This window comes from Krasilnikoviella flava, from assembly GCF_900167525.1.
Lineage (GTDB): Bacteria > Actinomycetota > Actinomycetes > Actinomycetales > Cellulomonadaceae > Isoptericola > Isoptericola flavus.
On sequence record NZ_FUZQ01000001.1, the window covers coordinates 17,944 to 41,753 of the forward strand.

At 74.4% G+C, this 23,810-nt stretch carries 20 protein-coding genes; 3 read left to right on the top strand and 17 right to left on the bottom strand.

What is annotated here, in order from left to right:
• Positions 1–8: 8 nt before the first annotated feature.
• From B5Y66_RS00075 to B5Y66_RS00095, 5 genes are read right to left on the bottom strand one after another with little or no spacing between them, the layout of a single operon-like run.
• Positions 9–1,238 (bottom strand): cytochrome P450 family protein, encoded by a 1,230-nt coding sequence (locus B5Y66_RS00075; protein WP_079569370.1) that lies wholly within the window; start codon positions 1,236–1,238, stop codon positions 9–11.
• Positions 1,235–1,849 carry a GTP-binding protein gene (locus tag B5Y66_RS00080; RefSeq protein ID WP_079569373.1) on the bottom strand — a complete coding sequence of 205 codons (615 nt, stop codon included), beginning with the start codon at positions 1,847–1,849 and terminating at the stop codon, positions 1,235–1,237. The genes B5Y66_RS00075 and B5Y66_RS00080 overlap by 4 nt, the downstream gene beginning before the upstream one ends.
• Positions 1,830–2,195 (bottom strand): DUF742 domain-containing protein, encoded by a 366-nt coding sequence (locus tag B5Y66_RS00085; protein WP_079569376.1) that lies wholly within the window; start codon positions 2,193–2,195, stop codon positions 1,830–1,832. The genes B5Y66_RS00080 and B5Y66_RS00085 overlap by 20 nt, the downstream gene beginning before the upstream one ends.
• 8 nt (positions 2,196–2,203) lie before the next feature.
• Positions 2,204–2,629: a roadblock/LC7 domain-containing protein gene (locus B5Y66_RS00090; protein ID WP_217700696.1), complete on the bottom strand. Its 426-nt coding sequence runs from the start codon at positions 2,627–2,629 to the stop codon at positions 2,204–2,206.
• The gene (locus tag B5Y66_RS00095; RefSeq protein ID WP_139820650.1) at positions 2,626–4,008 is read right to left on the bottom strand and encodes a histidine kinase; all 1,383 of its coding nucleotides are present in this window, start codon (positions 4,006–4,008) and stop codon (positions 2,626–2,628) included. The genes B5Y66_RS00090 and B5Y66_RS00095 overlap by 4 nt, the downstream gene beginning before the upstream one ends.
• 208 nt (positions 4,009–4,216) lie before the next feature.
• Here B5Y66_RS00095 and B5Y66_RS00100 point away from each other — a divergent pair, with 208 nt between their 5' ends.
• Entirely contained in the window at positions 4,217–6,427 is a 2,211-nt protein-coding gene (locus B5Y66_RS00100) for a prolyl oligopeptidase family serine peptidase (protein WP_079569382.1), read from the top strand.
• 94 nt (positions 6,428–6,521) lie between these two features.
• On the opposite strand, the gene B5Y66_RS00105 is transcribed toward B5Y66_RS00100, so the two are convergent.
• The 9 genes from B5Y66_RS00105 to B5Y66_RS00145 form a co-directional block, all read right to left on the bottom strand.
• On the bottom strand, positions 6,522–7,622 hold the full coding sequence (locus tag B5Y66_RS00105) for a Gfo/Idh/MocA family protein (protein ID WP_281251973.1): 1,101 nt from the start codon (positions 7,620–7,622) through the stop codon (positions 6,522–6,524).
• Positions 7,619–8,422, bottom strand: coding sequence for a ThuA domain-containing protein (locus B5Y66_RS00110; protein ID WP_079569386.1), 804 nt, complete (start codon positions 8,420–8,422; stop codon positions 7,619–7,621). The genes B5Y66_RS00105 and B5Y66_RS00110 overlap by 4 nt, the downstream gene beginning before the upstream one ends.
• A gap of 47 nt (positions 8,423–8,469) precedes the next feature.
• Positions 8,470–9,282, bottom strand: a complete 813-nt coding sequence (locus B5Y66_RS00115) for a carbohydrate ABC transporter permease (protein WP_079569388.1) — start codon at positions 9,280–9,282, stop codon at positions 8,470–8,472.
• Positions 9,283–9,287: 5 nt separating this feature from the next.
• Positions 9,288–10,250 (bottom strand): carbohydrate ABC transporter permease, encoded by a 963-nt coding sequence (locus B5Y66_RS00120; RefSeq protein WP_079569391.1) that lies wholly within the window; start codon positions 10,248–10,250, stop codon positions 9,288–9,290.
• The gene (locus B5Y66_RS00125; protein WP_079569394.1) at positions 10,247–11,527 is read right to left on the bottom strand and encodes a sugar ABC transporter substrate-binding protein; all 1,281 of its coding nucleotides are present in this window, start codon (positions 11,525–11,527) and stop codon (positions 10,247–10,249) included. The genes B5Y66_RS00120 and B5Y66_RS00125 overlap by 4 nt, the downstream gene beginning before the upstream one ends.
• A gap of 74 nt (positions 11,528–11,601) precedes the next feature.
• Positions 11,602–12,639: a LacI family DNA-binding transcriptional regulator gene (locus B5Y66_RS00130; RefSeq protein ID WP_079569397.1), complete on the bottom strand. Its 1,038-nt coding sequence runs from the start codon at positions 12,637–12,639 to the stop codon at positions 11,602–11,604.
• A 135-nt stretch (positions 12,640–12,774) separates the two neighbouring features.
• A complete protein-coding gene (locus B5Y66_RS00135) occupies positions 12,775–15,252 on the bottom strand; it encodes a glycoside hydrolase family 65 protein (protein ID WP_079569399.1) in 2,478 nt (825 codons plus the stop codon).
• Positions 15,249–16,016 (bottom strand): HAD family hydrolase, encoded by a 768-nt coding sequence (locus B5Y66_RS00140; protein WP_139820651.1) that lies wholly within the window; start codon positions 16,014–16,016, stop codon positions 15,249–15,251. Before B5Y66_RS00140 ends, B5Y66_RS00135 begins: the two co-directional genes overlap by 4 nt.
• 197 nt (positions 16,017–16,213) lie before the next feature.
• Positions 16,214–17,263 carry a uroporphyrinogen decarboxylase/cobalamine-independent methonine synthase family protein gene (locus tag B5Y66_RS00145; protein WP_079569405.1) on the bottom strand — a complete coding sequence of 350 codons (1,050 nt, stop codon included), beginning with the start codon at positions 17,261–17,263 and terminating at the stop codon, positions 16,214–16,216.
• A gap of 135 nt (positions 17,264–17,398) precedes the next feature.
• On the opposite strand from B5Y66_RS00145, the gene B5Y66_RS00150 reads away from it, so the two are divergent.
• Together B5Y66_RS00150 and B5Y66_RS00155 are read left to right on the top strand one after the other, a co-directional pair.
• Entirely contained in the window at positions 17,399–17,890 is a 492-nt protein-coding gene (locus tag B5Y66_RS00150; RefSeq protein WP_079569408.1) for an ester cyclase, read from the top strand.
• A 21-nt stretch (positions 17,891–17,911) separates the two neighbouring features.
• The gene (locus tag B5Y66_RS00155) at positions 17,912–18,724 is read left to right on the top strand and encodes a TrmH family RNA methyltransferase (protein WP_079569411.1); all 813 of its coding nucleotides are present in this window, start codon (positions 17,912–17,914) and stop codon (positions 18,722–18,724) included.
• Between the two features lie 217 nt (positions 18,725–18,941).
• Here the strand turns inward: B5Y66_RS00155 and mnmA are convergent, their stop codons facing one another.
• From mnmA to B5Y66_RS00175, 3 genes are all read right to left on the bottom strand, one after another.
• Positions 18,942–20,096, bottom strand: a complete 1,155-nt coding sequence (mnmA, locus tag B5Y66_RS00165) for a tRNA 2-thiouridine(34) synthase MnmA (protein WP_079569417.1) — start codon at positions 20,094–20,096, stop codon at positions 18,942–18,944.
• Positions 20,093–21,331, bottom strand: coding sequence for a cysteine desulfurase family protein (locus tag B5Y66_RS00170; RefSeq protein ID WP_079569420.1), 1,239 nt, complete (start codon positions 21,329–21,331; stop codon positions 20,093–20,095). Before B5Y66_RS00170 ends, mnmA begins: the two co-directional genes overlap by 4 nt.
• Positions 21,332–21,538: 207 nt before the next feature.
• Entirely contained in the window at positions 21,539–23,779 is a 2,241-nt protein-coding gene (locus tag B5Y66_RS00175) for a PhoX family protein (RefSeq protein WP_079569423.1), read from the bottom strand.
• Between the last annotated feature and the right edge of the window lie 31 nt (positions 23,780–23,810).

The window sequence follows — 23,810 nt, forward strand, 5'->3', positions numbered from 1 at the left end:
GGCGGCCGTCACACGAACCGGACCGGGAGCTCGCGCGGGTGGCGCACCCACGCCGAGCGCACCGGCACGACGTCGGCCGGCGCGACGGCCAGCTCCAGGTCCGCGACGCGCGCCAGGAAGTGCCCCACGACCGTCCGCGTGATCAGCGGCGCCGTCCGGTGCGCCGGGCAGGCGTGCGCGCCCGTCCCCCACGTGAGGTGGAACCTCGAGTCGACCTGCTCCCACGGGTCCGCCGCCCGGACCGCGCGGTCGGCGTTGGCGGCGGCGACGGCGGGCACGACGGCGTCCCCCGCCGCGATCGCCTGCCCGCCCAGCTCGCCGTCCGCCAGGGCGTAACGCGGCCGCAGGTGCGGCAGCGGCGGGGACTCGCGGGCCACCTCGTCCAGGGCGTCGTCGAGGGAGATGCGCCCGCCGTGCAGCCGGGCGGCGAACGCCGGGTCGGTGAGCAGGCGCTGCAGCGCGGTGGCGATCCACGCGATCTCGGCGTCGTGCGCCGTGGCGAAGACGAGGGCGACGGCGCCCATCACCTCGAGGTCGTTCGTGTGCGCCGGGTGCGCCAGCAGCGCCGAGGTGAGGTCGTCGCTGGGCTCGGCCCGCCGCGCCGCGACGAAGCCCGCGAGCAGGTCCTCCGCCTCGGCAGCGGCCGCGAACGCGTCCTGCGTCCCCGAGCGCTGCACGACCGTCAGCTCGTGCATGCGGCGCGCGTCGGCAAGGGTCATGCCCAGCAGGTCGGCCAGCACCCGCACCGGGACGTCCACGGCGTACTCGGCCACCATGTCGGCGGTGCCGCGGGCGGCGAGCCGGTCCAGCACGGAGACGCACGCGACGTCGACGGTCCGCCGCACGCGCCTGTCCTCGACCGCGTCGAGGGCGTCGGCCAGCGGCGTGCGCAGGCGGCGGTGCTCCGCACCGTCACGGTCGTGAGCGCTGTCGCGCTGCGCGAGCACGGCCCGCGTGGGCGAGCGCCATGCGACGAGCCGCTCCGCCTCGTACCGCCAGTGCCGCGAGTCGCGGGAGAACAACGCCTCGTTGCGCAGCACCGCGGCGACCTCCGCATGGCCCAGCGCCAGCCAGGCGGGCACCCCCGGCTCGAGGTCGACCGGCGCGAGCGCACCCCAGCGCGAGCGCAGGGCCTCGTACCGCGCCGCCGGGTCCGTCGCACCGGCCAGGTCGGCCAGCAGCGGCCGGTCGGCCACGTCCTCGAGCCGCACGACGCGGACCGCCCCCGTGAGGCTCATGCGGCCGCGCTCCCGCCCGCCAGCCGCACGGCATGGGCGACGAGCGCCTTGAGCGCCTCCACGGCCTGCCGACGCTCGCGCAGGTCGCCCGACACCACGGGCGTGCCGGCCGGCAGGTCGAGCGCGGCGCGCACGGCGTCCGTGGAGTGCTGCGCGCCCGGGAACTCGTTCACCACCACCGCGACCGGCAGCGACGTGTGCTCCTCCAGCTGGTCCAGCACCTCGAAGCTGTCCTCCAGCCGGCGCGTGTCCACGACGACGAGCGCGCCCACGGCGCCGTCCGCCAGGCCGACCCACAGGTCCCAGAAGCGCTTCTGGCCCGGGGTGCCGAACAGGTAGAGCGCGGTGGACCCACCCACCGTGACACGGCCGAAGTCCATCGCGACCGTCGTCGTCGACTTGTCCCCCAGCCGCGGGTCGACACCCAGGCTGGCCGCCGTCACGGTCTCCTCGGTGCTCAGCACGGGGATCTCGCTGACCGCACCGATGAGGGTGGTCTTGCCGACGCCGTACGCGCCCACCACCAGCACCTTGACCGAACGCTCGACCGTGGGCGCCAGGTGCAGCGCCGCCCCGGTGACGGCCGCCGGCTCAGAACCGGCGGAGCCCATCGAGGACCTCCTCCAGCAGGTCGACGCCCGGCAGGACGTGCTCGCCGTGCGACCGGATCGTCAGGTAGCCGGCGTCGACCAGGTCGGAGGCCAACACGGCGGCCAGGCTCGTGGGCAGGCTCAGGTACGCGGCGAGCTCCGCGAGGGCGAGCGTGCCGCGGCACGTCTCGAGGAGCGCGCGCTCGTGCCGCCCGGCGCCGACGGGCAGCTCGCGCCCGTCGTCCACGGCGCACAGCAGCGTCTCGGGCCGCAGCGTGTTGCGGCTCGGGTGCGCTCGACCTCCCGTGAGGACATAGGAGCGGACCGGGTGGTCGCGGTAGCCGTCCGCCGGCGTCTGGGTGGCCATCGTCCGCCTCAGTCCTGGAGCGCAGGCTCGGTGCCGAGGGCGCGCTCGCCGATCATGAGCACCTGTGCCTGCATCTGCTGTGCCACGAGTCCCGGGTCCACCGTCGTGTCCGTGACCACCGCGAGCCGCGAGCCGTCGCCCGCACCGCGCACGAACAGGAAGCCGCCCTCGAACTCGACGAGCACCTGGCGCAGCCGATCGCCCGCGCCGAACTCCCGCCCCATGCTCATGCCGAGCGCGACGAGCCCGGCGCAGGCGGCTGCGACCTTGTCGGCCGTGTCGGGCTCGGTGACGTCGGTGCGGACCTTCACGAGGCCGTCGGAGCTGAGCACGACGGCGTGCTCGACGCCCCGCACCCCCGCCACCAGGTCGAGCATCCAGCTGTCCGGGTGCGCGGACAGCGGCGGCGTCGCGTCGGTGGTCTGGGTCGTCATGAGTCCTCCGGGGTCCCGTCCGTCACGGCGGACGGCGGCTGGCTGGTGCGGTCGGTGGCCGTGCGGTCGGTGGCCGTGCGGTCGGTGGCCGTGCGGTCGGTGGAGAAGAACGCGCCGATCCAGGCGCCCGCCTCTTCCGCCGACTGGGCGGGTGCGGTTTCGGGCGCGACGCTCCCCACGGCGGTGCGCGGACCGGCCGGGACGGCACGCTGGGCGCCCGTGGCCGGGCCGGTGCCGCGGCGGGAGCGCCGCTGGGGCAGCGCGGGCACCCCTGCGGTGACCGGGCCGGGAGCCGGCGCCGGCCCGGCGGCGGCGGCGGCGTCCTCGGGCCAGGCCGCCGCCACGCTCGGGGCGAGCGTCTCCGGGGCCGCGGCGGCCGTGGTGGTCAGGTCGGCGGGCACCATGACGACGGCCCGCAGGCCGCCGTACACGGACTCCTGGAGGTCGACGCGCAGGTCGAGGGCGCGGGCGTACGACCCGACGACCGCCAGACCGGTCTGCGGCACCTCGCCCAGGTCGGCGATGCCCACGGGCCGGGCGCCGGACGCGACCGCGCGCACCCGGTCCAGCTCGCGGGCCACCATGCCGACGCCGCAGTCGTCGACCTCGATGACGGCGCCGCGCTGCACCTGCCGGACGGCGACGAGCACCTGGGTGCTCGGCGGGGAGCACTGCGTCGCGTTCGCGAGCAGCTCGGCCACGACGTGCACGATCGGCTCGACCGCGCGGCCGACGACGGCCAGCCCCGGGTCGCCGGACACCTCGACCCGCTGGAACGCCGTGATGCGCCCGGCGGCGGCACGGACGACGTCGGGCAGCGGCAGCGGGTCGTCCCAGGTCTGGCCGGGCCGCCGGCCGCACAGCGCGACGAGGTTCTGCGCCTGCCGCGCGTGCTGGGCGGCCGCGTGGTCGATGCGCATGGAGGTCTGCAGCACGTCGGGGTCGGCGGCGTGCTGCTGCACCATGCGTGCCGCCTCCTCCTGGATGCGGTGCGCGGAGGCCTGCACCTTGCGGCCCAGCGCGACGACGGCGGTCTCGACCGCGAGGCGCTGCTCGTCGCGGGCCTCGCGGGTGCGCGCCAGCTCGACGGTCGTGTCGTCGAGGGCGCGGCCACCCGCCGCGAGGTCCGTGGCCAGCGCGTCGCGCTCGGCGCGCAGGTCCCGGCGCTCGGTGTCGGCCCGCGCGGCCGCACGCGACAGCAGGGCCACCGCGACGACGACGAGCAGGGCCGCCGCCGCGGCCAGGGCCCACCCGGCCTCGCGCGGCAGCCGGTCGTCGAGCAGCGGCGCGGCCGCTGCGCACAGCACGGCCGCCGCGCCGCAGAGCTGGGCCGGCACGCGCGTCGTCGCGCGCAGTCCGGCAGAGGTCGTCGTGCTCACCACACCCCCGTGGGTGGAAAGGTCGGGTCCGACGGCGTTGCTCCGGCCACGAAAGCGGCCTTCTCCGCGAAACCCCTGGAACGTCCATACGGGATCAATGCCCTGACCAGGAGTTTCTACCACGGGCACGCCCCGGGTGAAAGGAACCCCCGGTCGGCGCGCCCGGCGCCCGGCCGCCGTCCGCCGTCCGGCGGCTAGGGTGCCCAGCATGACCGCCGAGCACCTCGAGACCGCCCCGTCCGCCGCCCCGACGACACCGCTCGACCCGTCCGCGCCGGACCCGTTCGCGTGGCTCGAGGAGGTCGAGGGCGAGGAGGCGCTGGCCTGGGTGCGCGAGCGCAACGACCACGCGCACACGACCGTCGGGTCGGCCGAGGGCTTCGCGGCGACGGAGGCCGCCGTCCGCGAGGTGCTCGACTCCGACGAGCGCATCCCCGACGTCTCGCGCATCGGCGACCACCTGTACAACTTCTGGCGCGACGCCGAGCACGAGCGCGGCCTGTGGCGACGCACGACGCTCGGGTCCTACCGCACCGACGACCCGGCGTGGGAGACCGTGCTCGACCTCGACGCCCTCGCCACGGCCGAGGGCGAGAGCTGGGTGTGGCACGGCGCGTCGCTGCTGCGCCCGACGCCCGAGCAGCTCGCCGCCGGCGAGCCGTGGCGGCGCGCGCTGGTGGACCTCTCCCCCGGCGGATCCGACGCCGACGTCACCCGCGAGTTCGACCTCGTCGCCAAGCGGTTCGTGCCCGCCACCGAGGGCGGCTTCGAACGGGACACGGCGCGCGACGACGGCCGCACCGGCGCCAAGGGCGGCCTGGCCTGGGCGGACGAGGACACGGTGTACGTGTTCACCGACCTCGGGCCGGGCACCACGACCCCCTCCGGCTACCCGCGGACCGTCCGGCTGTGGCGTCGCGGGACGCCGCTGACGGACGCGGCGCTCGTGTACGAGGGCGCCGAGGACGACATGTACATCTCGGCGCGCCGTTCCCGCACGCCGGGCTTCGAGCGGGACCTCGTGAGCCGGTCGATCGCGTTCTACCGCTCCGAGACCTTCCTCGTCGAGGCCGTCGGCACGCCACGGCAGCGTCTCGTGAAGATCGACGTGCCCGAGTCCGCCGAGGTCGGCTTCCACCGCGAGTGGCTGCTCGTCGAGCTGCGCGACGACTGGACCGTCACCTCCAGGGCGGGCGAGCGCACCTACCCCTCCGGATCCCTGCTCGCGGCGCCCGCCGACGCGTTCCTGGCCGGCTCCCGCGACCTGGCCGTGCTGTTCGAGCCCACGCCGTCGACGTCGCTGGTCGGCGCCTCCTGGACGCGCCACCACCTGGTCGTCAACGTGCTCGACGACGTGAAGAACGCCCTGCACGTGCTCACCCCGCCCGCGGACGCGTCCCCCGGCGCGGCCTGGACGCGCTCCGAGCTGCCGCTCGGCGGCGGGCTGCTGACCGTCGGGGTGCGCGCCGTCGACGCGGTGGACAGCGACGACGTCTGGGTCACCACGACCGGCTACCTCACGCCGTCGACCCTCGCGCTGGCGACCGTCACCGGGCCGGGGGCGGAGCCGGGCGTGCCCGAGCCGCTCAAGGCGGCGCCGGCATACTTCGACGCCGACGGCATGGTCGCGGTGCAGCACTTCGCCGTGTCCGACGACGGCACCCGCGTGCCGTACTTCGTCGTGGGCCGCGCGGAGCTGGTCCAGCCGGCAGACCCGGCGGCCGCGGGCACGGCGCCCACGCTGCTGTACGGGTACGGCGGCTTCGAGATCCCGCTGCTGCCCGGCTACTCCGGCACGGTGGGGCGGGCCTGGCTCGCCCGCGGCGGCGTGTACGTCGTGGCGAACATCCGCGGCGGCGGCGAGTACGGCCCCGCGTGGCACCAGGCCGCGCTGCGCGAGAAGCGGCACAAGGCCTACGAGGACTTCGCCGCCGTCGCGCGCGACCTCGTGGACCGCGGCATCACGACGCCCGCCCACCTCGGTGCGCAGGGCGGCTCCAACGGCGGGCTGCTGGCGGGGAACATGCTCACGCGGTACCCCGACCTCTTCGGCGCCGTCGTGGTGCAGGTGCCGCTGCTCGACATGTTGCGCTACTCGCACCTGCTCGCGGGCGCGTCGTGGATCGCGGAGTACGGCGACCCCGACACCGCCGACTGGGAGTTCGTCCGCACGTTCTCCCCGTACCACCTCCTCGACGGGGACCGCCGCTACCCGCCCGTGCTGTTCACGACGTCGACCAAGGACGACCGCGTGCACCCGGGCCACGCGCGCAAGATGGCCGCGCTGATGCTGGCGGCGGGCGCCGACGTCACGTCGTACGAGAACGTCGAGGGCGGGCACGGCGGCGCGGCCAACAACGCGCAGGCCGCGCACATGTCCGCGCTGGCGTGGACCTTCCTGCACGAGCGCCTGGCCTGACCGCACCGTCGGTCGAGCCCGTCGAGACCGGGGACCGGGTCTCGACGGGCTCGACCACCGGAGCGGGTCTCGACAGGCTCGACCGGCGGGTGGGTCAGGCGCGGGGCGCCGTGGCCTCTGCCGTGTCGAGCGCTGCACGCACCGACGTCCACGACGCGAGCTGCGCGCGCACGTCCTCCCGGGTCTCCGTGGCCAGGGCCTCGTCGTAGGCGCGCTCGAGCAGGTCGTCGACGAGGACCTTCGCGCCGGTGGCGGCCGACTCGACGGCCGCGGCCACCATGACGAGGCTGAGCACGTTCTCGTGCACCTCGCCCATGGGTGCAGGGCCGCCGTCGAGCGCCGCCAGGAAGGTCGCCAGCGACCCGGCGATCCCGTCGCCGGGGTCCGCGCCCTCGGCCGCCGCGCTCGGCCCGTCGAGGACCGGCTCGTGGTCGCCGTCCCAGAGCGCGGTACCGTCACGCCCCGAGAGCCGCCACGACCCGTTCCACGACGTCTCCTGACCGGGGCTGCACCAGCTCCCCGTGTAGGCGTACCGCACGCCCCCGGTCATCTCGAAGACCGCGGTCGCCGCAGCGTCGCCGGTGTACCAGCTCCACGACGGGTTGAACTCCTCGCAGTACACCGCGACGGGCTCGGCCCCCAGCAGGAACCGGGCGGTGTCGAACGGGTGGATCGCCATGTCGAGCAGGAGGGGGTGCGCCATCTCGTCGCGGAAGCCGCCGAAGCGGGGCGCCTTGAAGAACTCCGTGGTCAGCACCCCCAGGTCGCCCAGGGTGCGCGCCTGCTCCCGGAAGGCGAAGAGCTGCCGGTTGTAGCGGCGCGACTGGCTCACGACGAAGAGCTCGCCGGTCACCTCGGCGGCAGCGGCGAGCGAGAGCGCGCGCGGCACGGACTCGGCCACCGGCTTCTCGCCCAGCACGGGCAGCCCCGCGAACAGCGCGGCGGTGGTGACGGGATGGTGCGCGGCCGGGACGGTGACGTTCACGACGGCCCGCGCCCCGGTCTCGCGGGCGAGGGCGACGGCGTCCGTGCCCACCGGGACGCCCGCCAGGCCGGCGTCGGCGAGCGCCCCGCGGGCCGCGTGGAGGTCGAGGTCGACGACGCCTGCGAGCTCGGCGCCCGCCTCCGCCTGGATCGCCGCGAGCCACGCCCGGCCCATGCCGCCGGCGCCGACGAGGACGAGCGGGGTGCTCACAGCCCGGCCTCCGCCGCGGCGGCGCGCGCGTCGTCGTTCAGCGCGCCGCCGTAGCCCTGGCCGCGGTAGAAGTCCTCGGTCTCGTACCGCAGCAGGGTGGGGGTCGTCCGCTCGGGGCGCAGGGTGACGGCCCACCCGACGGCGTTGGAGATGACCTTGCGGACCCCGTCGTGGAAGTACGTCGGGTATTCCTGGTCCCCCGGGCGGAAGTAGAAGATCTTGCCGAAGCCACGCCGGTAGGTGATCCCGGAGCGGAAGACCTCCCCGCCGGAGAACGTGCTGAGGAAGACGGTCTCGTCCGGGGCGGGGACGTCGAAGAACTCCCCGTACATCTCGTCCTCCTCGATGATCATCGGGTGCGGGACGCCCTGGGCGATGGGGTGCGTCGGGTCGATGGTCCACACCAGCTCGCGGTCGTGCTCGGCACGCCAGCGCAGGGTGCAGGTGGTGCCCATGAGCTTCATGAAGATCTTCGACCAGTGGCCGGAGTGCAGGACGATCAGCCCCATCCCGTCCAGCACGTGCCGGTGCACCCGCTCGACGACCTCGTCGGAGACCTCGCCGTGCGCGGCGTGCCCCCACCACGTGAGGACGTCGGTGTCGCGCAGGACCTCCTCGGTGAGGCCGTGCTCGGGGTCGTCGAGCGTGGCCGTGCGCACGCGCACGCCGGCGCCGAGGTGGGCCTCGATGCCCTGCGCGACGGCGCCGTGCATGCCGTCGGGGTAGCGGGCGGCGACCTCCGGCTCGAGCTGCTCGTGGCGGTTCTCGCCCCAGACGGTGACGCGGATCGGTGCGGACATGATGTCTCCTTCTCTCGGATGGGTCGGGATCTCGGGCGGGACGCCGGTCACTTGACCGCCCCGCCGGTGGCGCCGGCGGCCACGTACTTCTGGGCGATCACGAGGAGCACGATCGCGGGGACCGAGGCGAGCACGGCGGTGGCCATCACCGCGCTCCAGTCGTTCACGTACGCGCCGAGGTAGGTGTAGATGCCGAGCGTGACGGGCCGGACGTCCTCGGTGGTCGTCAGCGTCAGCGCGAACAGGAAGTCGCTCCACGTGAAGAGGAACGTGAACAGGGCGGCCGTGATGACCGCGTTGCGGCTGATCGGCAGCACGACCGACACGAACGCGCGGACCGGGCCCGCGCCGTCGACCAGGGCGGCCTCGACGACGGCCGGCGGCAGCGACTGCATGAAGGCCCGGCAGATGAGGATCGCGAACGGGATGCCCGCGGTGGAGTCGGCGAGGATCAGCCCGGGGATCGAGTTGAGCAGCCCGAGGTCCGCGTACGCGCCGTAGAGCGCGTTCGCGATGACGATCCCGGGGATCATCTGGCTGATGAGGATGCCGAACAGGACCAGCCCGGCCCAGCGCAGGCGGAACTGGGCCAGCGCGTAGGCCGCCGGGACGGCGATCGCCAGGCTCAGGACGACGCTGCCGAGCGCGACGACCATGCTCGTGACGAGGTGGGCGCCCTGGTCCGCGAGCGCCGTGCGATAGCCGCTCAGGTCGGGCGCCAGCGGCAGCCACGAGGTGTCGACGGTCGCGCCGTTCGGCTGCAGCGACGCGTTCACCATCCAGTAGATCGGGAACAGCAGGACGGCGATGACGAGGATTCCCGCCGCGGTGTGCAGCCAGGGGTGTCGGACGGTGGTCATGGGCCTCACTCATCCACGGCGCGCCGGTTGAGGCGCAGATAGACGGCAGCGAAGACCAGCGAGATCACGATGAGGATGTTGCTCACCGCTGCCCCCTGGCCGAAGTCGAAGGTGGCGAACGACAGCTGGTAGGACTGCGTGGCCAGGGTCTGCGTGGCGTTGGCGGGCCCTCCCCCGGTGAGCCCCAGGATGATGTCGAGCACCTTGAGCGTGTAGACGACGCCGAGCACCAGCACCACGGTGACCACCGGCCGCAGCATGGGCCACGTGATGTGCCGGAACGCCCGCCGGCCGGTGGCGCCGTCGAGCGCGCCCGCCTCGTAGAGCTCGTCGGGGATGCCCTGCAGGCCGCCGTGCAGGATGACGGCGTTGAACGGGATGCCGATCCAGACGTTGACCGCGATCACCGTGACCAGCGCCAGCGACGTGCTGCTCAGCCACGGCACGCCCGTGTCCACCAGGCCGGTGCCCACGAGCACCCGGTTGATCGCCCCCGACTCGGTGTCGAGGAGCCACTTCCACACGGCGCTCGCCGCGATGAGCGGGATGAGCCAGGGCAGCAGGATCAGCGACCGGAGGAACCCGGAGAGCGGGAACCGGCGCCGGAAGAACAGCGCGATCCCCAGCCCGAGGGCGAACTGGCCGGCGATGGAGCCCACCGTGAACACGACCGTGTTGAGCAGGGCCGTGCGGAACAGCGGGCTGCCCACCACCTCGCGGTAGTTGTCGAGGCCGGCCCAGGGCGCCTGGCCCGTGAAGAAGGTCGAGATCGTGTAGTGCTGGAAGCCCATCACGACGTTCTGCACCACGGGGTAGCCGTAGAACAGCAGCAGGTAGACGACGGCGGGCCCGAGGAAGAGGGCCGCCACGAGCCGGCGCTGGCGTGCGCGCGCGGCGCCCGGGCGCCGGCGCGGCGAGGCGGACGCCGGGCGGGGACGGGTGCGTACCGGGGCGAGCGTGGACGTCATGCGTACTCCCCCGCTTCCCGGAGCGCGTCGGCCGCTGAGACCTGGCCGGACAGCGCGAGCTGGACCGCCGTGTAGAGGGCGGTGGCGGTGGCCGGCCAGTCGGGGCCGAGCTGGGCGGTCCGGGCGCGGGCGTCGCCGAGGAGGTCGGCGAAGGCCGCCATCTCCGGGCGCCGCTCGAGGAACGCGTCCGTGAGGGCGTGGCGGCCCGGCACCGTGAAGCGCTGCTCCGCCATGGACAGGATGCTGTCGTCGGCGAGGAACCGGGTCAGCACCTGGGCGGCGAGCCGCTCCTTGGCGCGGTCACCGGTGGCCGGGACGGTCCACACCTCGCCCCCGAGCGGCGCGACGGCCGCCTGGGTGGCCGGGTCGCGGGTCGGGAGCGTGACGACGTCGTACTCCAGCCCCTCGACGCCGGACAGCTCCGGGATCTGCCAGGGCCCGTTGACCATCATGGCCGCACGGCCCGCGACGAACTGGTCCTTGACGTCCGCCTGGCTCCAGTTCAGCACCGAGGTCGACGCGTGACCCTGGCGGACCAGTCCGGCGAGCAGGTCCAGGGCGCCGGCTGCCTCGGGCGACGCGATGTCGCGCTCGTCGGCCCCGTTCGACCAGAAGAAGGGCAGGTACTGCCAGGTGCCCTCGTACGTCGCGTTCCCGCAGAAGGCGATGCCGTACCGGTCGCCCCGGGTCAGCGCCGCCGCCGCCTCCCGCAGGGCGCTCCAGGTGGTGGGCGGCTCGATGCCCGCCGCCTCCAGCGCCGGGACGTCGTAGAACAGCGCGACGGTGTTGACCGTCGGTGCCAGGCCGTAGACGCGGCCCTCGTAGGTGCCGGCCGCCGTGACGCCGTCGGTGTACCCGTCCGTGGGGATGCCGAGCGCGTCGAACGGCCGCAGCGCGGTGGTGGAGGCGATCTGCTGCAGGTCCGGGTTGTCGAGCATGAGGATGTCCGGCAGCGTGCCGGACGACCCCTGCTGCAGCACGCGCTGGATCAGCGAGTCGCCCGCGACCGACACCCGCTCGAGCGTCACCCCGACCTCGGCCGCCGCGGCGGCGAGCGCGCCGCCGATGATCGTCCGGTCAGGGTCGTTGGTGTAGGTGTCGAGGACCCGCAGCGTGCGGGGGCCGGTCGCGCCGGTGCTGCCGCAGCCGGCCAGCAGGGCCGCGAGCGGGGCGACCAGCCCTGCCGTCGTGACGGCCCGGCGGCTGACCGGCCGGTCGTACCAGGGGGCCGCGGGCGGCGGCCCCTCCCTCGTCGTCGATGCGCATCGATGTCCCATGCGTCTCCACCTTCCTCGTCATCGGTTCGGGTAGCTGTCCGGGTGCGGGTCGCGCGCCCGGGGTCGTCCGGGGACTACCCCGCCGGCCTCGCGGCACGCGTCGACCCGCGGCGCGCGAGCACCGCGGGCACGAGCTCCGGGCCGCGGCCCGGAACGGTGTCGTCGTCGATCAGCGCGAAGACGCGCTCCATCACGCGTCGGGAGACGTCCCGCGGCTGCGTCGAGGCGGCGGTCAGGCCGTACGACTCCGCCTCGGAGTCGGTGGCCAGTCCCACCACGTCGGCGTCCCGGCCGGGGCGGCGGCCTCGGTCGGAGAGCGCGCGCAGCGTCTCCGGGATCGCCGTCACGAGCACCAGCCCGGGCACCTCGCCGGAGTCCAGCGCGCGATCGACCGCCCCGCGCACGTCGGCCTCGCCGGCGGGCCGGTGCCAGCGCAGCTCGACGCCACGCTCGGCGGCCGTCGCCCGGGCGCCGCGCTCGAAGCGCGGCACGTAGTTGATGCCCTGCGCGACGGCGTCAGGCCCCCAGCCCAGCACGTCGACCGTCCGGTGCCCCAGGTCGGCCAGCTCGGCCACGAGCAGCCCGCCGGCCCCCTCGAAGTCGAAGTCGAGGCAGTCGAGGCCGGTGCTGTCGCCCGGGATGCCGATGAACACGACGGGCAGGGGCAGCGACCGCGCCACCGCCACGCGCTCGTCCTCGGTGCCGACCTCCATGACGACGACGGCGTCGCACAACGAGCGGCCCGCGACGCGGCGCAGCCCGGCCGGGCCCTCGTCGGCGGTCACGAGGAGCACGTCGTGGTCGCGGCGGCGGGCGGCCAGCACGATCTCCTCGACGAACATCATGAGCCGCTGCGCGCCGGCCTCCGGCTTCATCGGCACGACGACCGCGATGGTGCTGGTGCGGTGCCCGGCCAGGGCCCGCGCCCCGGCGTGGGGCTCGTAGGTCAGGCGGTCGATGGCCTCCTGGACGCGTCTCCGCGTCTCCGGGGAGATCGGGCGCTTGCCGCTCATGACGTAGGAGACCGTCGACTGCGACACCCCGGCCTCGCGCGCGACGTCGGCGCTCGTGGGGCCCTTCGGCATGTCGCCCTCCTCGTCGCGGAACGTCATCGATGCGCATCGATGCGCATGGCCGACGACACTAACGAACGCGCCACGGTGTGGCAAGGGGCGGACGACGGGCGCCCCGGTCGAGCCTGCCGAGACCCAGGACCAGGTCTCGACAGGCTCGACCGCCCGGCCGGGTCAGGAGTGCGGCACCGTCGCCGTGATGAGCGTGCCGTCGTCGCGCCGGTTGCCGGACAGCGCGCGCAGGCTGGGACGGCCCGGGCGGACCGGGCCCTGGCCGTCGAGGGCCACGACGACCGGCTCGCCCGGCCCGACCTTCACCTGCTCGCCGCGCACCACGACCTGCGCCCCGTCCCCCGTCTCCGTGGCGAGCTCGAGCTCGTCGGGCCGCACCGTGACGCGCAGGCGCGAGCCCTGCCAGGTGACGCGGAACGTCAGGGCCTCCCAGCCCTGCGGCAGCCGCGGGTCGAAGGACAGCACGCCGTCGTGGTCGCGCATGCCGCCGAACCCGAACGCGAGCGCGGACCAGGTGCCGCCCGCGGACGCGACGTGCACGCCGTCGGCCGCGTTGTCGTGCAGGTTGGCCAGGTCCACGAGCAGCGACGACACGAAGTACTCGAGCGCGAGCTCGTGGTACCCCACCTCGGCCGCGACGATCGACTGCACGACGCCGGACAGGGTCGAGTCGCCCGTGGTCAGCGGGTCGTAGTACTCGAAGTCGGCCAGCTTCTGCTCGGCGGAGAAGTGCTGCCCCTGCAGGAACAGCGCGAGCACCACGTCGGCCTGCTTGAGCACCTGGTACCGGTAGATCACCAGGGGGTGGTAGTGCAGCAGCAGCGGCCGCTTGGTCACCGGCGTCGCCGCCAGGTCCCAGATCTCCCGCTCCAGGAAGTGCGAGTCCTGCGGGTGGATGCCGATGCTCTCCGCGTACGGGATCGACATGTGGTCGGCGGCCCGCGTCCACTCGGTGGTCTCGTGCACGCCGAGCGACAGGCGGTCGACGAGGCGGGCGTAGTCCTCCGGGTACTCCTCGCGCATCGTCTCCACGACGATCGCCGCGGCGCGCAGGTTGAACCGCGCCATGACGTTGGTGAACAGGTTGTCGTTCACCACGGTCGTGTACTCGTCCGGACCCGTGACGCCGTGGATGTGGAAGTTGTCGTCGCCGTTGGCCCGCCAGAAGCCCAGGTCCTCCCACATGCGGGCCGTCTCGACGAGGACGTCGGCGGCCTCCCGGCGCAGGAAGTCCCTGTCGCCCGTGGCGCGCACGTACTGCACCAGCGCGAAGCAGATGTCGGCGTCGATGTGGTACTGCGCCGTGCCTGCCGCGTAGTAGGCCGACGCCTCCTCCCCGTTGATCGTGCGCCACGGGAAGAGGGCGCCCTTCTGCGAGAGCTCCCGGGCGCGCCGACGCGCGGCGTCGAGCATCTGGTACCGGAACCGCAGCGCGTTGCGGGCGTACCGCGGGCTCGTGTACGTGAGGAACGGGAGCACGTAGATCTCCGTGTCCCAGAAGTAGTGCCCCGAGTAGCCGCTGCCGGTCAGGCCCTTGGCGGGGACGCCGGAGCCCTCGGCCCGCGCGGTGGCCTGGGCGAGCTGGAAGAGGTTCCAGCGCACCGCCTGCTGGATCTCCGGGCGGCCGGCGATCTCGACGTCCGACCGGGCCCAGTAGTCGTCCAGCCACGTGCGCTGGTGGGCGAACTGCTCCTCGATGCCGCCGACGCGCACGCGGTCCAGCGTGCGGCGGCACCGGTCGACGAGCTCGCGCGTCGGGACGCCGCGGGACGTGTGGTACGTCGCCACCTTGGTGAGCCGGATGGTGTGCCCGGCCTTCGCGTCGACGCGGAAGACGTGCTTGGCGAGATCGTCTTCGACCTGCGTGCGCACGTCCCACTCGTCCTCGGTCTCCAGGTGGTGGTCGGCCGCGACGGCGAGCGTCATGCCGGAGTTGGTGCACCGGTAGGACAGCACGAGGCGCTCGTCGTCGCCCCAGCGGGTCTGCGGCTGCAGCACCCGGCCCGCGAACGCCTCGGCCTTGCGCGGGTCGAAGCCCTCCCCGAGCGAGGCGGAGGACACGTGGTACTCGTCCTGCCCGTCCTGCCGGTTGAGGATCTGCGACGAGATCGCCACGGGGCCGTCCGCGTCCAGCAGCGTGACCTCGAACGTCATCACGGCCAGGTGCCGCTCGACGAACGAGACCATGCGCTCGGTGCTCACCTGCACCCGCTTGCCCGACGGCGTGCGCCACAGGATCTCGCGGCGCAGCACACCGTCGCGCAGGTCCAGGGAGCGCTCGTAGTCCACGAGGTCGGCCACGGGGAGCAGCAGGGGCTCGTCGTCCACGTAGAGCCGGATCACCTTGGTGTCCGGTGCGTTGACGATGGTCTGCCCGACCTTGGCGAAGCCGTACGCCTCCTCGGCGTGCCGGATCGGCCACGTCTCGTGGAAGCCGTTGACGAAGGTGCCGTGCGCGTGGGACTCGCGGCCCTCCTCGACATTGCCGCGCATGCCGAGGTAGCCGTTGCCCACCGCGAAGAGCGACTCGGTGACGCCGAGGTCCTCCGCGGAGAACTCGGCCTCCACGAGACGCCACGGCTCGGCGGGGAAGCGCAGCCGGTCCACGGACCGCTGCTCGTCGACGGTGCGGCGGATCATGCCTGCTCCCCCTGGTTGTCGGCCGGCCGGGCGACGGGACGGGCCGGGGTGTCCAGGACGGCCGCGTCGAGCTCGCCGAGGTCGGCGACCACGCGGTCCGCGCCGTGCGCGACGAGGGCCTGCGCCCCGACGCCGCGGTCGACGCCGAGCACCAGACCGAACGGACCTGCCGCGCCGGCCTGCACGCCGGACAGGGCGTCCTCCACGACGACCGCCTCGGCGGCCGGGACGCCGAGCAGTGCGGCGGCCCGCAGGTACGTGTCCGGCGCCGGCTTCCCGGCCAGGTGCTCGCGCGCCGCGACGTTGCCGTCCACGACGACGGCGAAGCGCTCCGTCAGCCCGGCCGCGGCGAGCACGGCGGGCGTGTTGCGCGACGACGAGACCACGGCCACCTGCGCGCCCGCGGCGGTCACGGCGTCCAGGAACCGCACCGATCCCGGGTAGGGGGCGATGCCCTCCTCGTCGAACATCCGGTTGACGATGACGTCCTTGCGGTTGCCGAGCGCGCACACGGTGTCCTCGCCGGGCGCATCGTCGGCCGCACCGCGCGGCAGCTCGACGCCGCGGGAGGCGAGGAACGTCGCCACGCCGTCGTACCGCGGTTTGCCGTCGATGTGCGCGAAGTAGTCCGCGGACGTGTACGGCGCGAGGCCCCGGGCGTCGCAGTAGGGCGCGAACAGGCGCTCCCACGCCCGCATGTGCACCTCGGCGGTCGGGGTGAGCACGCCGTCGAGGTCGAACAGCACGGCTCGGAGGCTGGTCACGAGGATCCTTCGCGGGTCGGGGTCAGATCGTGGGCGAGAGGCACGCCGTGGTGCCCGACGCCGGGGTTCAGCCTACTGAGTCCGCGTCGGCCGCCGCGCGCCCTCGCCGCACCGTACCGACATCTCCCCGGATCGGTCCCACGCCGGTCCCCCACCGGTCTCGCACCCGGTCCCAGGAGGGCGTGGTCTGGGCCGGGTCAGGAGGCGGCGCGCTCGGCGAGCGCCTCCGCCACCCGGCCGAGGTTCGCCAGCTCCGCGCGATGGGTGTCGACGTCCGCGAGGCTCCGTCGCGGGGCGGCGAGCAGCGTGACGTCCCCCAGCCCGGCCGCCGGCAGCCCGATGCGGCGCCACGGCTCCGCGACCAGGCGCACAAGCTCCCCGAGCTGCGGCCCGGAGCACTGCGAGACCGTGGCGGGCGGCAGCCCCGCCCACAGCGCCAGGCCACGCTCCGTGGCGCGGGCCAGCAGCTCCCAGGCCCGCTCGTTCCAGCCGCTCCCCTCGCGACCGCCGCCGAGGTCGGCGAGGTCGAGGCCCACGGCATCCGCCCCGGCGAGCGCGACAGGCGGGACGCCGACCCAGGTGGCGCCGAGGTGCACCACGACGCGCGCGCCGGCGTCGTGCGCGGCGTCGACGACGGGCTGCAGCCCCTCCACGACGTCGGGACCGGGCACCGCCCGCAGGCGGGAGTAGCCCGAGAAGCTGGGCAGCACGCCCGCGTGCACCTGGCCCAGCAGCGGCTCCGTGAGCTGCACGACCGCCGTCGCACCCGGCACCTGCATGCGCACGTCGGCGAGGTGGGCGCGGACCGCCTCGGCCAGTGCGAGCGACAGGTCCTGGCGGGCGCCGACGTCGGCGAGCACGCGGTCGCCCCGCGCCGACCACAGCTGGGCCGCGAGGGTCCACGGGCCCACGAGCTCGAGCGCGAGCGGACCCGTGTGCCCGACGGCCGCGACCGCCAGCGCGGACAGGTCCTCGCGGAGCAGCCCCTCGGCGCGGCGCAGGTCGGCACCGGGACGGTCGGTCAGCTTCCAGCCGTGGGGCCCCAGCTCGACCGGCATCTCGGCCAGCAGCGCCGCCGTGCGCCCGACGGCGTCCGCCCCCGGCCCCCGCCCGGGGAGCTGGGCGAGGAACGGCACGGGGTCGACGCCGGTGGGCAGCGACGCCAGGTCGTCCAGGACGGTCTGCTGCGCCGTCAGCTCGTCGTGCGTGCCACCGGGCCACGGGCCGTGCCCGGAGACCGCCGTCATGCCTCCGCCCCCGGCTCGACCGGGCGCTCGTCCACGAAGTTCACCACCACGTCACCTCTCGCGCCACGTCATGCCGCGGCGACTTGTCGCTCTCGAAGAGTAGGAGCACGGTAACGGTCCGACGAAGGAGTCCCGATGTCCGTCATCCTCGACCAGGCGCCCGCGACACCAATGGGCGGGGCCGTCGCGTCGTCGTCCGCGCACGCGACGGGCGGGTCGACCGTGCTCTCCACCCCCCGAGCGGTCGCGACCCGGGTGCATGCGAACGCGATGCCCTCGGGCGCGGAGGCGGTGCTGCGCCGCCAGCTCGCGCCCGGCTTCCACAACCACGACGTGCTGCCGGGCTGCGCCGGCGGGCCCGACGCCCTGGTCGCCACCATGCGCTGGTTCCACGACGCGTTCGACGAGCAGCGGGTCGAGGTGCTGCACGCCGTCGCCGACGGCGACATGGTGGCCCTGCACGTCGCGTTCAGCGCGCTGCACTCGGGGTTCTTCCTCGGCGTCGCGCCGTCGCACCGGCGCTTCACCGTGCGCGAGATGCACCTGGTGCGCGTGGCCGACGGGCTCGAGGCCGAGCACTGGGTGATGCGCGACCAGGTGTGGTGGGAGCACGAGCTGCGCCGCTGACCGCCGTGGGAGACTGCGGGCATGCGGATCACCGTGCGCAACGCCCGTTTCCAGCAGCTGCAGACGTTGCTCACCAACCGCACCAAGCGGGGCCGGGCCGGGGAGTTCCTGGTGCAAGGCGTGCGACCGGTCTCGATGGCCGTGGAGCACGGCTGGCAGGTGCGCACCCTGCTGCACGAGACCGACCGGCGCCTGTCGTCCTGGGCCCAGGACGTGCTGCAGACCACGGGCGCGGAGACGATCGCGATGGCCCCGGAGCTGCTCGCCGAGCTCTCGGAGAAGGACACCGGCGCCTCCGAGCTGCTGGCCGTCGTCGCGATGCCGGCGGACGACCTCACCCGGGTCCCCGTAGGGCCGTCGTTCCTCGGCGTCGTCTTCGACCGGCCCACCCAGCCGGGCAACGTCGGGGCGGTCGTCCGGTCGGCCGACGCGTTCGGCGCCGACGGGCTGGTCGTGACGGGCCACGCCGCCGACCCCTACGACCCGAAGGCGGTGCGCGCCTCGACCGGCTCCCTGTTCGCCCTGCCCGTGGTGCGTGCCGCCTCGCACGCCGAGGTCATGGACTGGGTCGGCGCGCAGCGGGACGCCGGGACGCCCGTCACCGTCGTCGCGACCGACGAGGACGGCGACGCCGCGCCCGCCGACGTCGACCTCACCGGCCCGGTGCTGCTCGCCGTCGGCAACGAGACCGCCGGGCTGTCGAAGGGGTGGCGCGAGGCCGCGGACGTCACGCTGGCGATCCCCATGGCAGGGTCCGCGAGCTCGCTCAACGCCTCCAACGCCGCGTCGATCGTGCTCTACGAGGCGCACCGGCAGCGGCTCGCGCGGGGCTGACGCCCACCGGCGGGCGGCGCTCGCGCGGCGTCAGGGCGCACGACGGCGCGGCAGCTGCGCAGGAACGAGGCGGCGACCCGGGTGGCGTCGATGAAAGCCGCGGAGACCGTGCCGCTCGGCCTCCTGTGGCACCCGGTCCCCGCGTACCCGACCGGCAGCGAGATCTGGCTGCGGCCGCTCGAGACGTACGGGCGGACCGCCGCGGGCGAGGCCGGGCCTAGCCGCGCCAGGCGTCGGCCACGGTCGCCTGGCCGAGCACCTGGGTGCCGCGGTAGACGACGGCGGACTGGCCGGCGGCGACGCCCCGCAGCGGGGTGCCCGTGAGGCGCAGCTCCATGCCGGGCCCGCCGTCGTCGGCCACCGAGCCGTCCCGCCGCGGCGTGCCGGTCGTCGCCCGCACCCGGACCGGCACCGGCGCGCCGTGGGCGCGGATCTGCAGCTCGGCGTCGTCCCACGGGTCCCCGCCGGCCGCCGCCGCGGGCGTCGTGAACCAGACGGCGTCCCGCGCGGCGACCCGATCCACGCTCAGCAGCTCCGCCGGGCCCACGACCACGGTGTTGGACGACGTCTGCACGTCCACGACGTAGCGCGCGCGCCCGTCGGCGGCGGGGCGGCCGAGGCCGAGGCCCTTGCGCTGCCCGACCGTGTACGCGTACGCACCGTCGTGCTCCCCGACGACGGTGCCGTCGGTGTCGACGACCTCCCCCGGCCGGGCGCCGAGCCGGTCGCGCAGGAAGCCGCGGGTGTCGCCGTCGGCCACGAAGCAGATGTCGTAGGAGTCGGGCTTGGCGCTCACCGACAGCCCGCGCCGCTCGGCCTCCGAACGCACCTCCGCCTTCGAGGCGAAGCCGCCCAGCGGGAACATCGCGCGCGCCAGCCGGTCGGGGCCCATCACGGCCAGCACGTACGACTGGTCCTTCTCGTCGTTCGGCGACCGGTGCAGCTCGCGCGACACCGTCCCGTCCGGAGCCTCGTGCGTCACGACCTGCGCGTAGTGCCCGGTGGCGACGGCGTCGAAGCCGAGCGCTGTCGCCTTGTCGAGCAGCGCCTCGAACTTGATGTGCTCGTTGCAGCGCACGCACGGGTTGGGCGTGCGGCCGGCCTCGTACTCGGCCAGGAAGTCCGCGACCACGGTCTCCTCGAACCGCTCCGACAGGTCCCAGACGTAGTACGGGATGCCGAGCACGTCCGCGGCGCGGCGCGCGTCGCCCGCGTCCTCGATGGAGCAGCACCCGCGCGAGCCGGTGCGGAACTGGTCACGGTTGCGGCTCAGGGCCATGTGCACGCCGACGACGTCGTGCCCGGCCTCGACGGCGAGCGCCGCCGCCACCGCGGAGTCCACGCCGCCGGACATCGCGGCCAGCACCCTCATGCCGCACCCCCCGCCCGGAACCCGCCGGTGACCAGCCCGGCCGCGCGGGCCCGCTCCACGACCTGCGGCAGTGCGGCGAGCAGGCGGTCGACGTCATGGCGGGTCGACGTCGCACCCAGCGAGAAGCGCAGGGCGCCGCGCGCGTCGAGCTCGGTCACGCCCATCGCGAGCAGCACGTGCGACGGCTGCGGCACCCCGGCCTGGCAGGCCGACCCGGTGGAGGCCTGCACGCCCGCGGAGTCCAGCAGGTACAGCAGCGAGTCGCCCTCAGCCCCGGGGAAGGTGAAGTGCGCGTTGCCCGGCAGGCGCGCGGCCGCCCCGTCGTCGGACGCCGGGTCCGGGCCGCGCAGCACCGCCTCGGGGTCCGCGGCGCGGACACCGGCGACGAGCGCGTCGCGCAGCGCGGCCAGCGTCGCGGCGCGCTCGGGCCGGGCCGCCACCGTCTCGGCCAGCGCGACGGCGAACGACCGGATCGCCGGCACGTCCAGCGTGCCGGAGCGCACCCCGCGCTCCTGCCCGCCCCCGTGCAGGACCGCCTCGATCGGCAGGTCGCGACGGGCCAGCAGGGCGCCCACGCCGGGCGGGCCGCCGAGCTTGTGCCCCGTCACCGTCATCGCGTCCACACCGGACGCCGCGAAGTCGACCTCGACCTGGGCCACGGCCTGCACCGCGTCCGTGTGCACGGGCACGCCGTGCTGGTGCGCGAGCCGGACGACGTCGCGCACCGGTTGCAGCGTGCCCACCTCGTTGTTGGCCCACATCACCGACACGAGCGCCACCTCGTCGCTGTGCTCGGCGAGCTCCGCGCGCAGCGCCGCGAGGTCCACGCGGCCGTCGTCGTCCACCGGCAGCAGCACGATCTCCGCACCCGCGTGCCCCGCGAGCCAGAACGCCGGGTCGAGCACCGCGTGGTGCTCGACGGCGGAGACCAGCACGCGGGTGCGGCGCGGGTCCTGCCGCCGTCGGCCCCAGAAGATCCCCTTGATCGCGAGGTTGTCCGCCTCCGTGCCGCCGGCGGTGAAGATCACCTCGCTGGGCCGCGCCCCCAGGGCCGCGGCCACCGACTCGCGCGACTCCTCGACCACCCGGCGCGCCGCCCGACCCGCGGAGTGCAGCGAGCTCGCGTTGCCCGGCCGGCCAGCCTCCGCCACGTACGCCTCGAGCGCCGCGCGCGACATGGGGGTCGTGGCGGCGTGGTCGAGGTAGGCGCCCGCGGGCACCTCGGGGGTGGTCACGGTCCCCCAGTCTACGAACTGTTCCCCCGGGCTCCGCGAGCGGGCCCGAGACACCGCGAGGTAGTTCGGCTCTTGCCGAGGTAGTTCCGTTCGTGCCGAGGTAGTTCGAGAACCCGCGAGGTAGTTCAGCTCTCGCCGAGGTAGTGGTCTGGTCCACTACCTCGACGAGATCTGAACTACCTCGGCGCGAACGGAGCTACCTCGCGGTCAGCGGTGGCGGGGCCAGGGGAACGGCCCGGGTCCGTCCCAGCCGTCGTCGCCCCCGTGACCATTGCCGTTCCCGTGACCGTTGCCGTTCCCGTGACCGTTCCCGTGACCCGGGTCCTCGCCGCGACCGGCCTTGTAGACCTGCACGGTGGACGGGCGCGGTCCGCGCCAGGCACCCGCCGGGGCCCGCTCGCCCTCGGCGAGGTAGTCCGGGAAGTAGGAGTTCTGGGCGTCGATGCTGCCGTCCTCGCCCGGGTGCTGGACGTTGACGTAGACCATCGCGTCGCGGGAGTCGACGACGGGCCCGCAGGTCTCGGCGTCGCGCGGCACGGACAGGAACTGCTCCACGCGGCCGCGCTGGCGCCCGGTGAGGGTCACCTTGAACAGGCCGTCGCACTTCTGGATGGTGGACGGCGCGCCGTCCGTGGAGATCCACAGGTTGCCGTCGGCGTCGAACGCCAGGTTGTCCGGGCACGAGATGGGCGAGACCTGGTCGGCCGGGAAGCCGGAGAAGTACGTCGAGCCGTTCACCGACGGGTCGCCTGCGACGAGCAGCAGGTTCCAGGTGAAGGTCGTGGCGGTCTGGTCGCCGCGGTCCTCGATGATCTCGACCACGTGGCCGTCGCGGTTGGTGTTGCGGGGGTTGGGCTCGGTGGCGCCCTCCTTGCCCGCCTTGCCACGGTCGGTGTTGTTGGTGCACGCCACGTAGACACGGCCGGTCAGCGGGTTCGGCTCCACGTCCTCCGGGCGGTCCATCTTGGTGGCGCCCACCGCGTCGGCCGCGAGGCGGGTGAAGACGAGCACCTCCTCGAGCGTCATGCCCGGCACACGCGACTCGCCGTCCTTCACCAGGGGGATCCACTCGCCCGTGCCGTCGAACCCGCCGTCGGAGGGCACCGCACCCGTGCCGTCGATCTCGGATACCGGCGAGTCGCCGGTGAACCGCGCGACGTACAGGTCGCCCTCGGAGAGCAGCGTCTTGTTGTGGCGTCGCGCCCAGCGGCTGCTGCCCTCGCGGAATCGGTCCTTCGACACGAACTTGTACACGTAGTCGAAGCGCTCGTCGTCGCCCATGTACGCGACGGCGTGGCCGCGCTTCGAGAGGATGACGTTGGCGCCCTCGTGCTTGAGGCGACCCATCGCCGTGTGCTTCACCGGCGCCTCGTCGGGCTCGTACGGGTCCACCTCGACCACCCAGCCGAAGCGGTGGCTCTCGTACTCGTAGCCCGGGTTCCGACCGTCGAAGCGCGGGTCGTCGAGCTCCCAGCCGTAGCTGGTGGCCGCATCCTTGAGGCCGTAGCGCGCGTCGCGGGGGTCCTTGCCGTTGACGCGGAAGTTGGCGTTGTAGTTCTCCTCGCCGGAGACCACGGTGCCCCATGGCGTGGTGCCGCCCGCGCAGTTGTTGAGGGTGCCGCGCACGCGGGTGCCGGTCGGGTCCTCGACCGTCTTCATCAGGTAGGAGCCGGCCGCCGGGCCGTCCACGTGGAACTCGGTCTCCACGGTGAGGCGGCGGTTGTAACGGCTGATCCGCGAGTACGTCCACGGAGAGCCCTCACGGTCCCGGCGCACCTCGACCACCGACATGCCCCAGGCCGCCCGCTCGATGGCGCGGCGCGTGGCGGCGTCGTACGAGTCGTCGAACATGATCCCGGCGTTGGTGTACTCGTGGTTGCTCACCAGGAGGCCGCGCTTGCCGCGCTTCGTCTTCCCGTGGGGCCGGACGTCGTCCGGGTCGGCGGGCAGGATGTCCAGGTAGTCGACGTTGTAGCCGAACTGCTTGGCCTGCTGCTCCGGCGTCTGGTTCGCGGCGTCGAACGCACGACCGCCCGGCAGGATCGGGTCGCCCCACCGGATGATCGGCGACCACTCGTAGCCGTCAGGGACGACGAACGCGTCGACCCCGGCGTCCTGCGGGGCGATCGCACCGAAGGCGAGGCCCTTGCCGGGGCCTCGGCCCGCGGCCGTGACGGCGCTCGCGCCGGGCGCGCCCGCGACCTGGGCGCCGACGACGACGGTGGCGGCCGCGGCGGCGAGGCCGCCGAGCATGACCCGGCGGGACAGCGCCCGCGACGCGATGTCACGGAAGTATTCGTTGGCGGACGCGTTCGGCGCCGGGTGCGAGCACGCGTCGGCGCACTTGAGCCGGCAGGTGACCGCGCTGCGCTTGCCGCGCGCGTAGTGGGGGGTGTGAGGCGTGGCCGCGAGCTCCAGCAGCGGGCGCGACTCGGGGGCGATCGTCATCGGGCACTCCTGAGGGTGGTCCGGGGGGTGA

Excerpts from the sequence above, each read along its gene's own strand:
- B5Y66_RS00120 (WP_079569391.1), bottom strand. The coding sequence starts at position 10,250 with ATGACGTCCACGCTCGCCCCGGTACGCACCCGTCCCCGCCCGGCGTCC.
- B5Y66_RS00085 (WP_079569376.1), bottom strand. The coding sequence starts at position 2,195 with ATGGCCACCCAGACGCCGGCGGACGGCTACCGCGACCACCCGGTCCGC.
- B5Y66_RS00080 (WP_079569373.1), bottom strand. The coding sequence starts at position 1,849 with ATGGGCTCCGCCGGTTCTGAGCCGGCGGCCGTCACCGGGGCGGCGCTG.
- B5Y66_RS00115 (WP_079569388.1), bottom strand. The coding sequence starts at position 9,282 with ATGACCACCGTCCGACACCCCTGGCTGCACACCGCGGCGGGAATCCTC.
- B5Y66_RS00110 (WP_079569386.1), bottom strand. The coding sequence starts at position 8,422 with ATGTCCGCACCGATCCGCGTCACCGTCTGGGGCGAGAACCGCCACGAG.
- B5Y66_RS00175 (WP_079569423.1), bottom strand. The coding sequence starts at position 23,779 with ATGACGATCGCCCCCGAGTCGCGCCCGCTGCTGGAGCTCGCGGCCACG.
- B5Y66_RS00145 (WP_079569405.1), bottom strand. The coding sequence starts at position 17,263 with ATGACGGCGGTCTCCGGGCACGGCCCGTGGCCCGGTGGCACGCACGAC.
- B5Y66_RS00090 (WP_217700696.1), bottom strand. The coding sequence starts at position 2,629 with ATGACGACCCAGACCACCGACGCGACGCCGCCGCTGTCCGCGCACCCG.
- B5Y66_RS00155 (WP_079569411.1), top strand. The coding sequence starts at position 17,912 with ATGCGGATCACCGTGCGCAACGCCCGTTTCCAGCAGCTGCAGACGTTG.
- B5Y66_RS00130 (WP_079569397.1), bottom strand. The coding sequence starts at position 12,639 with ATGACGTTCCGCGACGAGGAGGGCGACATGCCGAAGGGCCCCACGAGC.
- B5Y66_RS00100 (WP_079569382.1), top strand. The coding sequence starts at position 4,217 with ATGACCGCCGAGCACCTCGAGACCGCCCCGTCCGCCGCCCCGACGACA.
- B5Y66_RS00135 (WP_079569399.1), bottom strand. The coding sequence starts at position 15,252 with ATGATCCGCCGCACCGTCGACGAGCAGCGGTCCGTGGACCGGCTGCGC.
- B5Y66_RS00075 (WP_079569370.1), bottom strand. The coding sequence starts at position 1,238 with ATGAGCCTCACGGGGGCGGTCCGCGTCGTGCGGCTCGAGGACGTGGCC.
- B5Y66_RS00125 (WP_079569394.1), bottom strand. The coding sequence starts at position 11,527 with ATGGGACATCGATGCGCATCGACGACGAGGGAGGGGCCGCCGCCCGCG.
- B5Y66_RS00150 (WP_079569408.1), top strand. The coding sequence starts at position 17,399 with ATGTCCGTCATCCTCGACCAGGCGCCCGCGACACCAATGGGCGGGGCC.
- mnmA (WP_079569417.1), bottom strand. The coding sequence starts at position 20,096 with ATGAGGGTGCTGGCCGCGATGTCCGGCGGCGTGGACTCCGCGGTGGCG.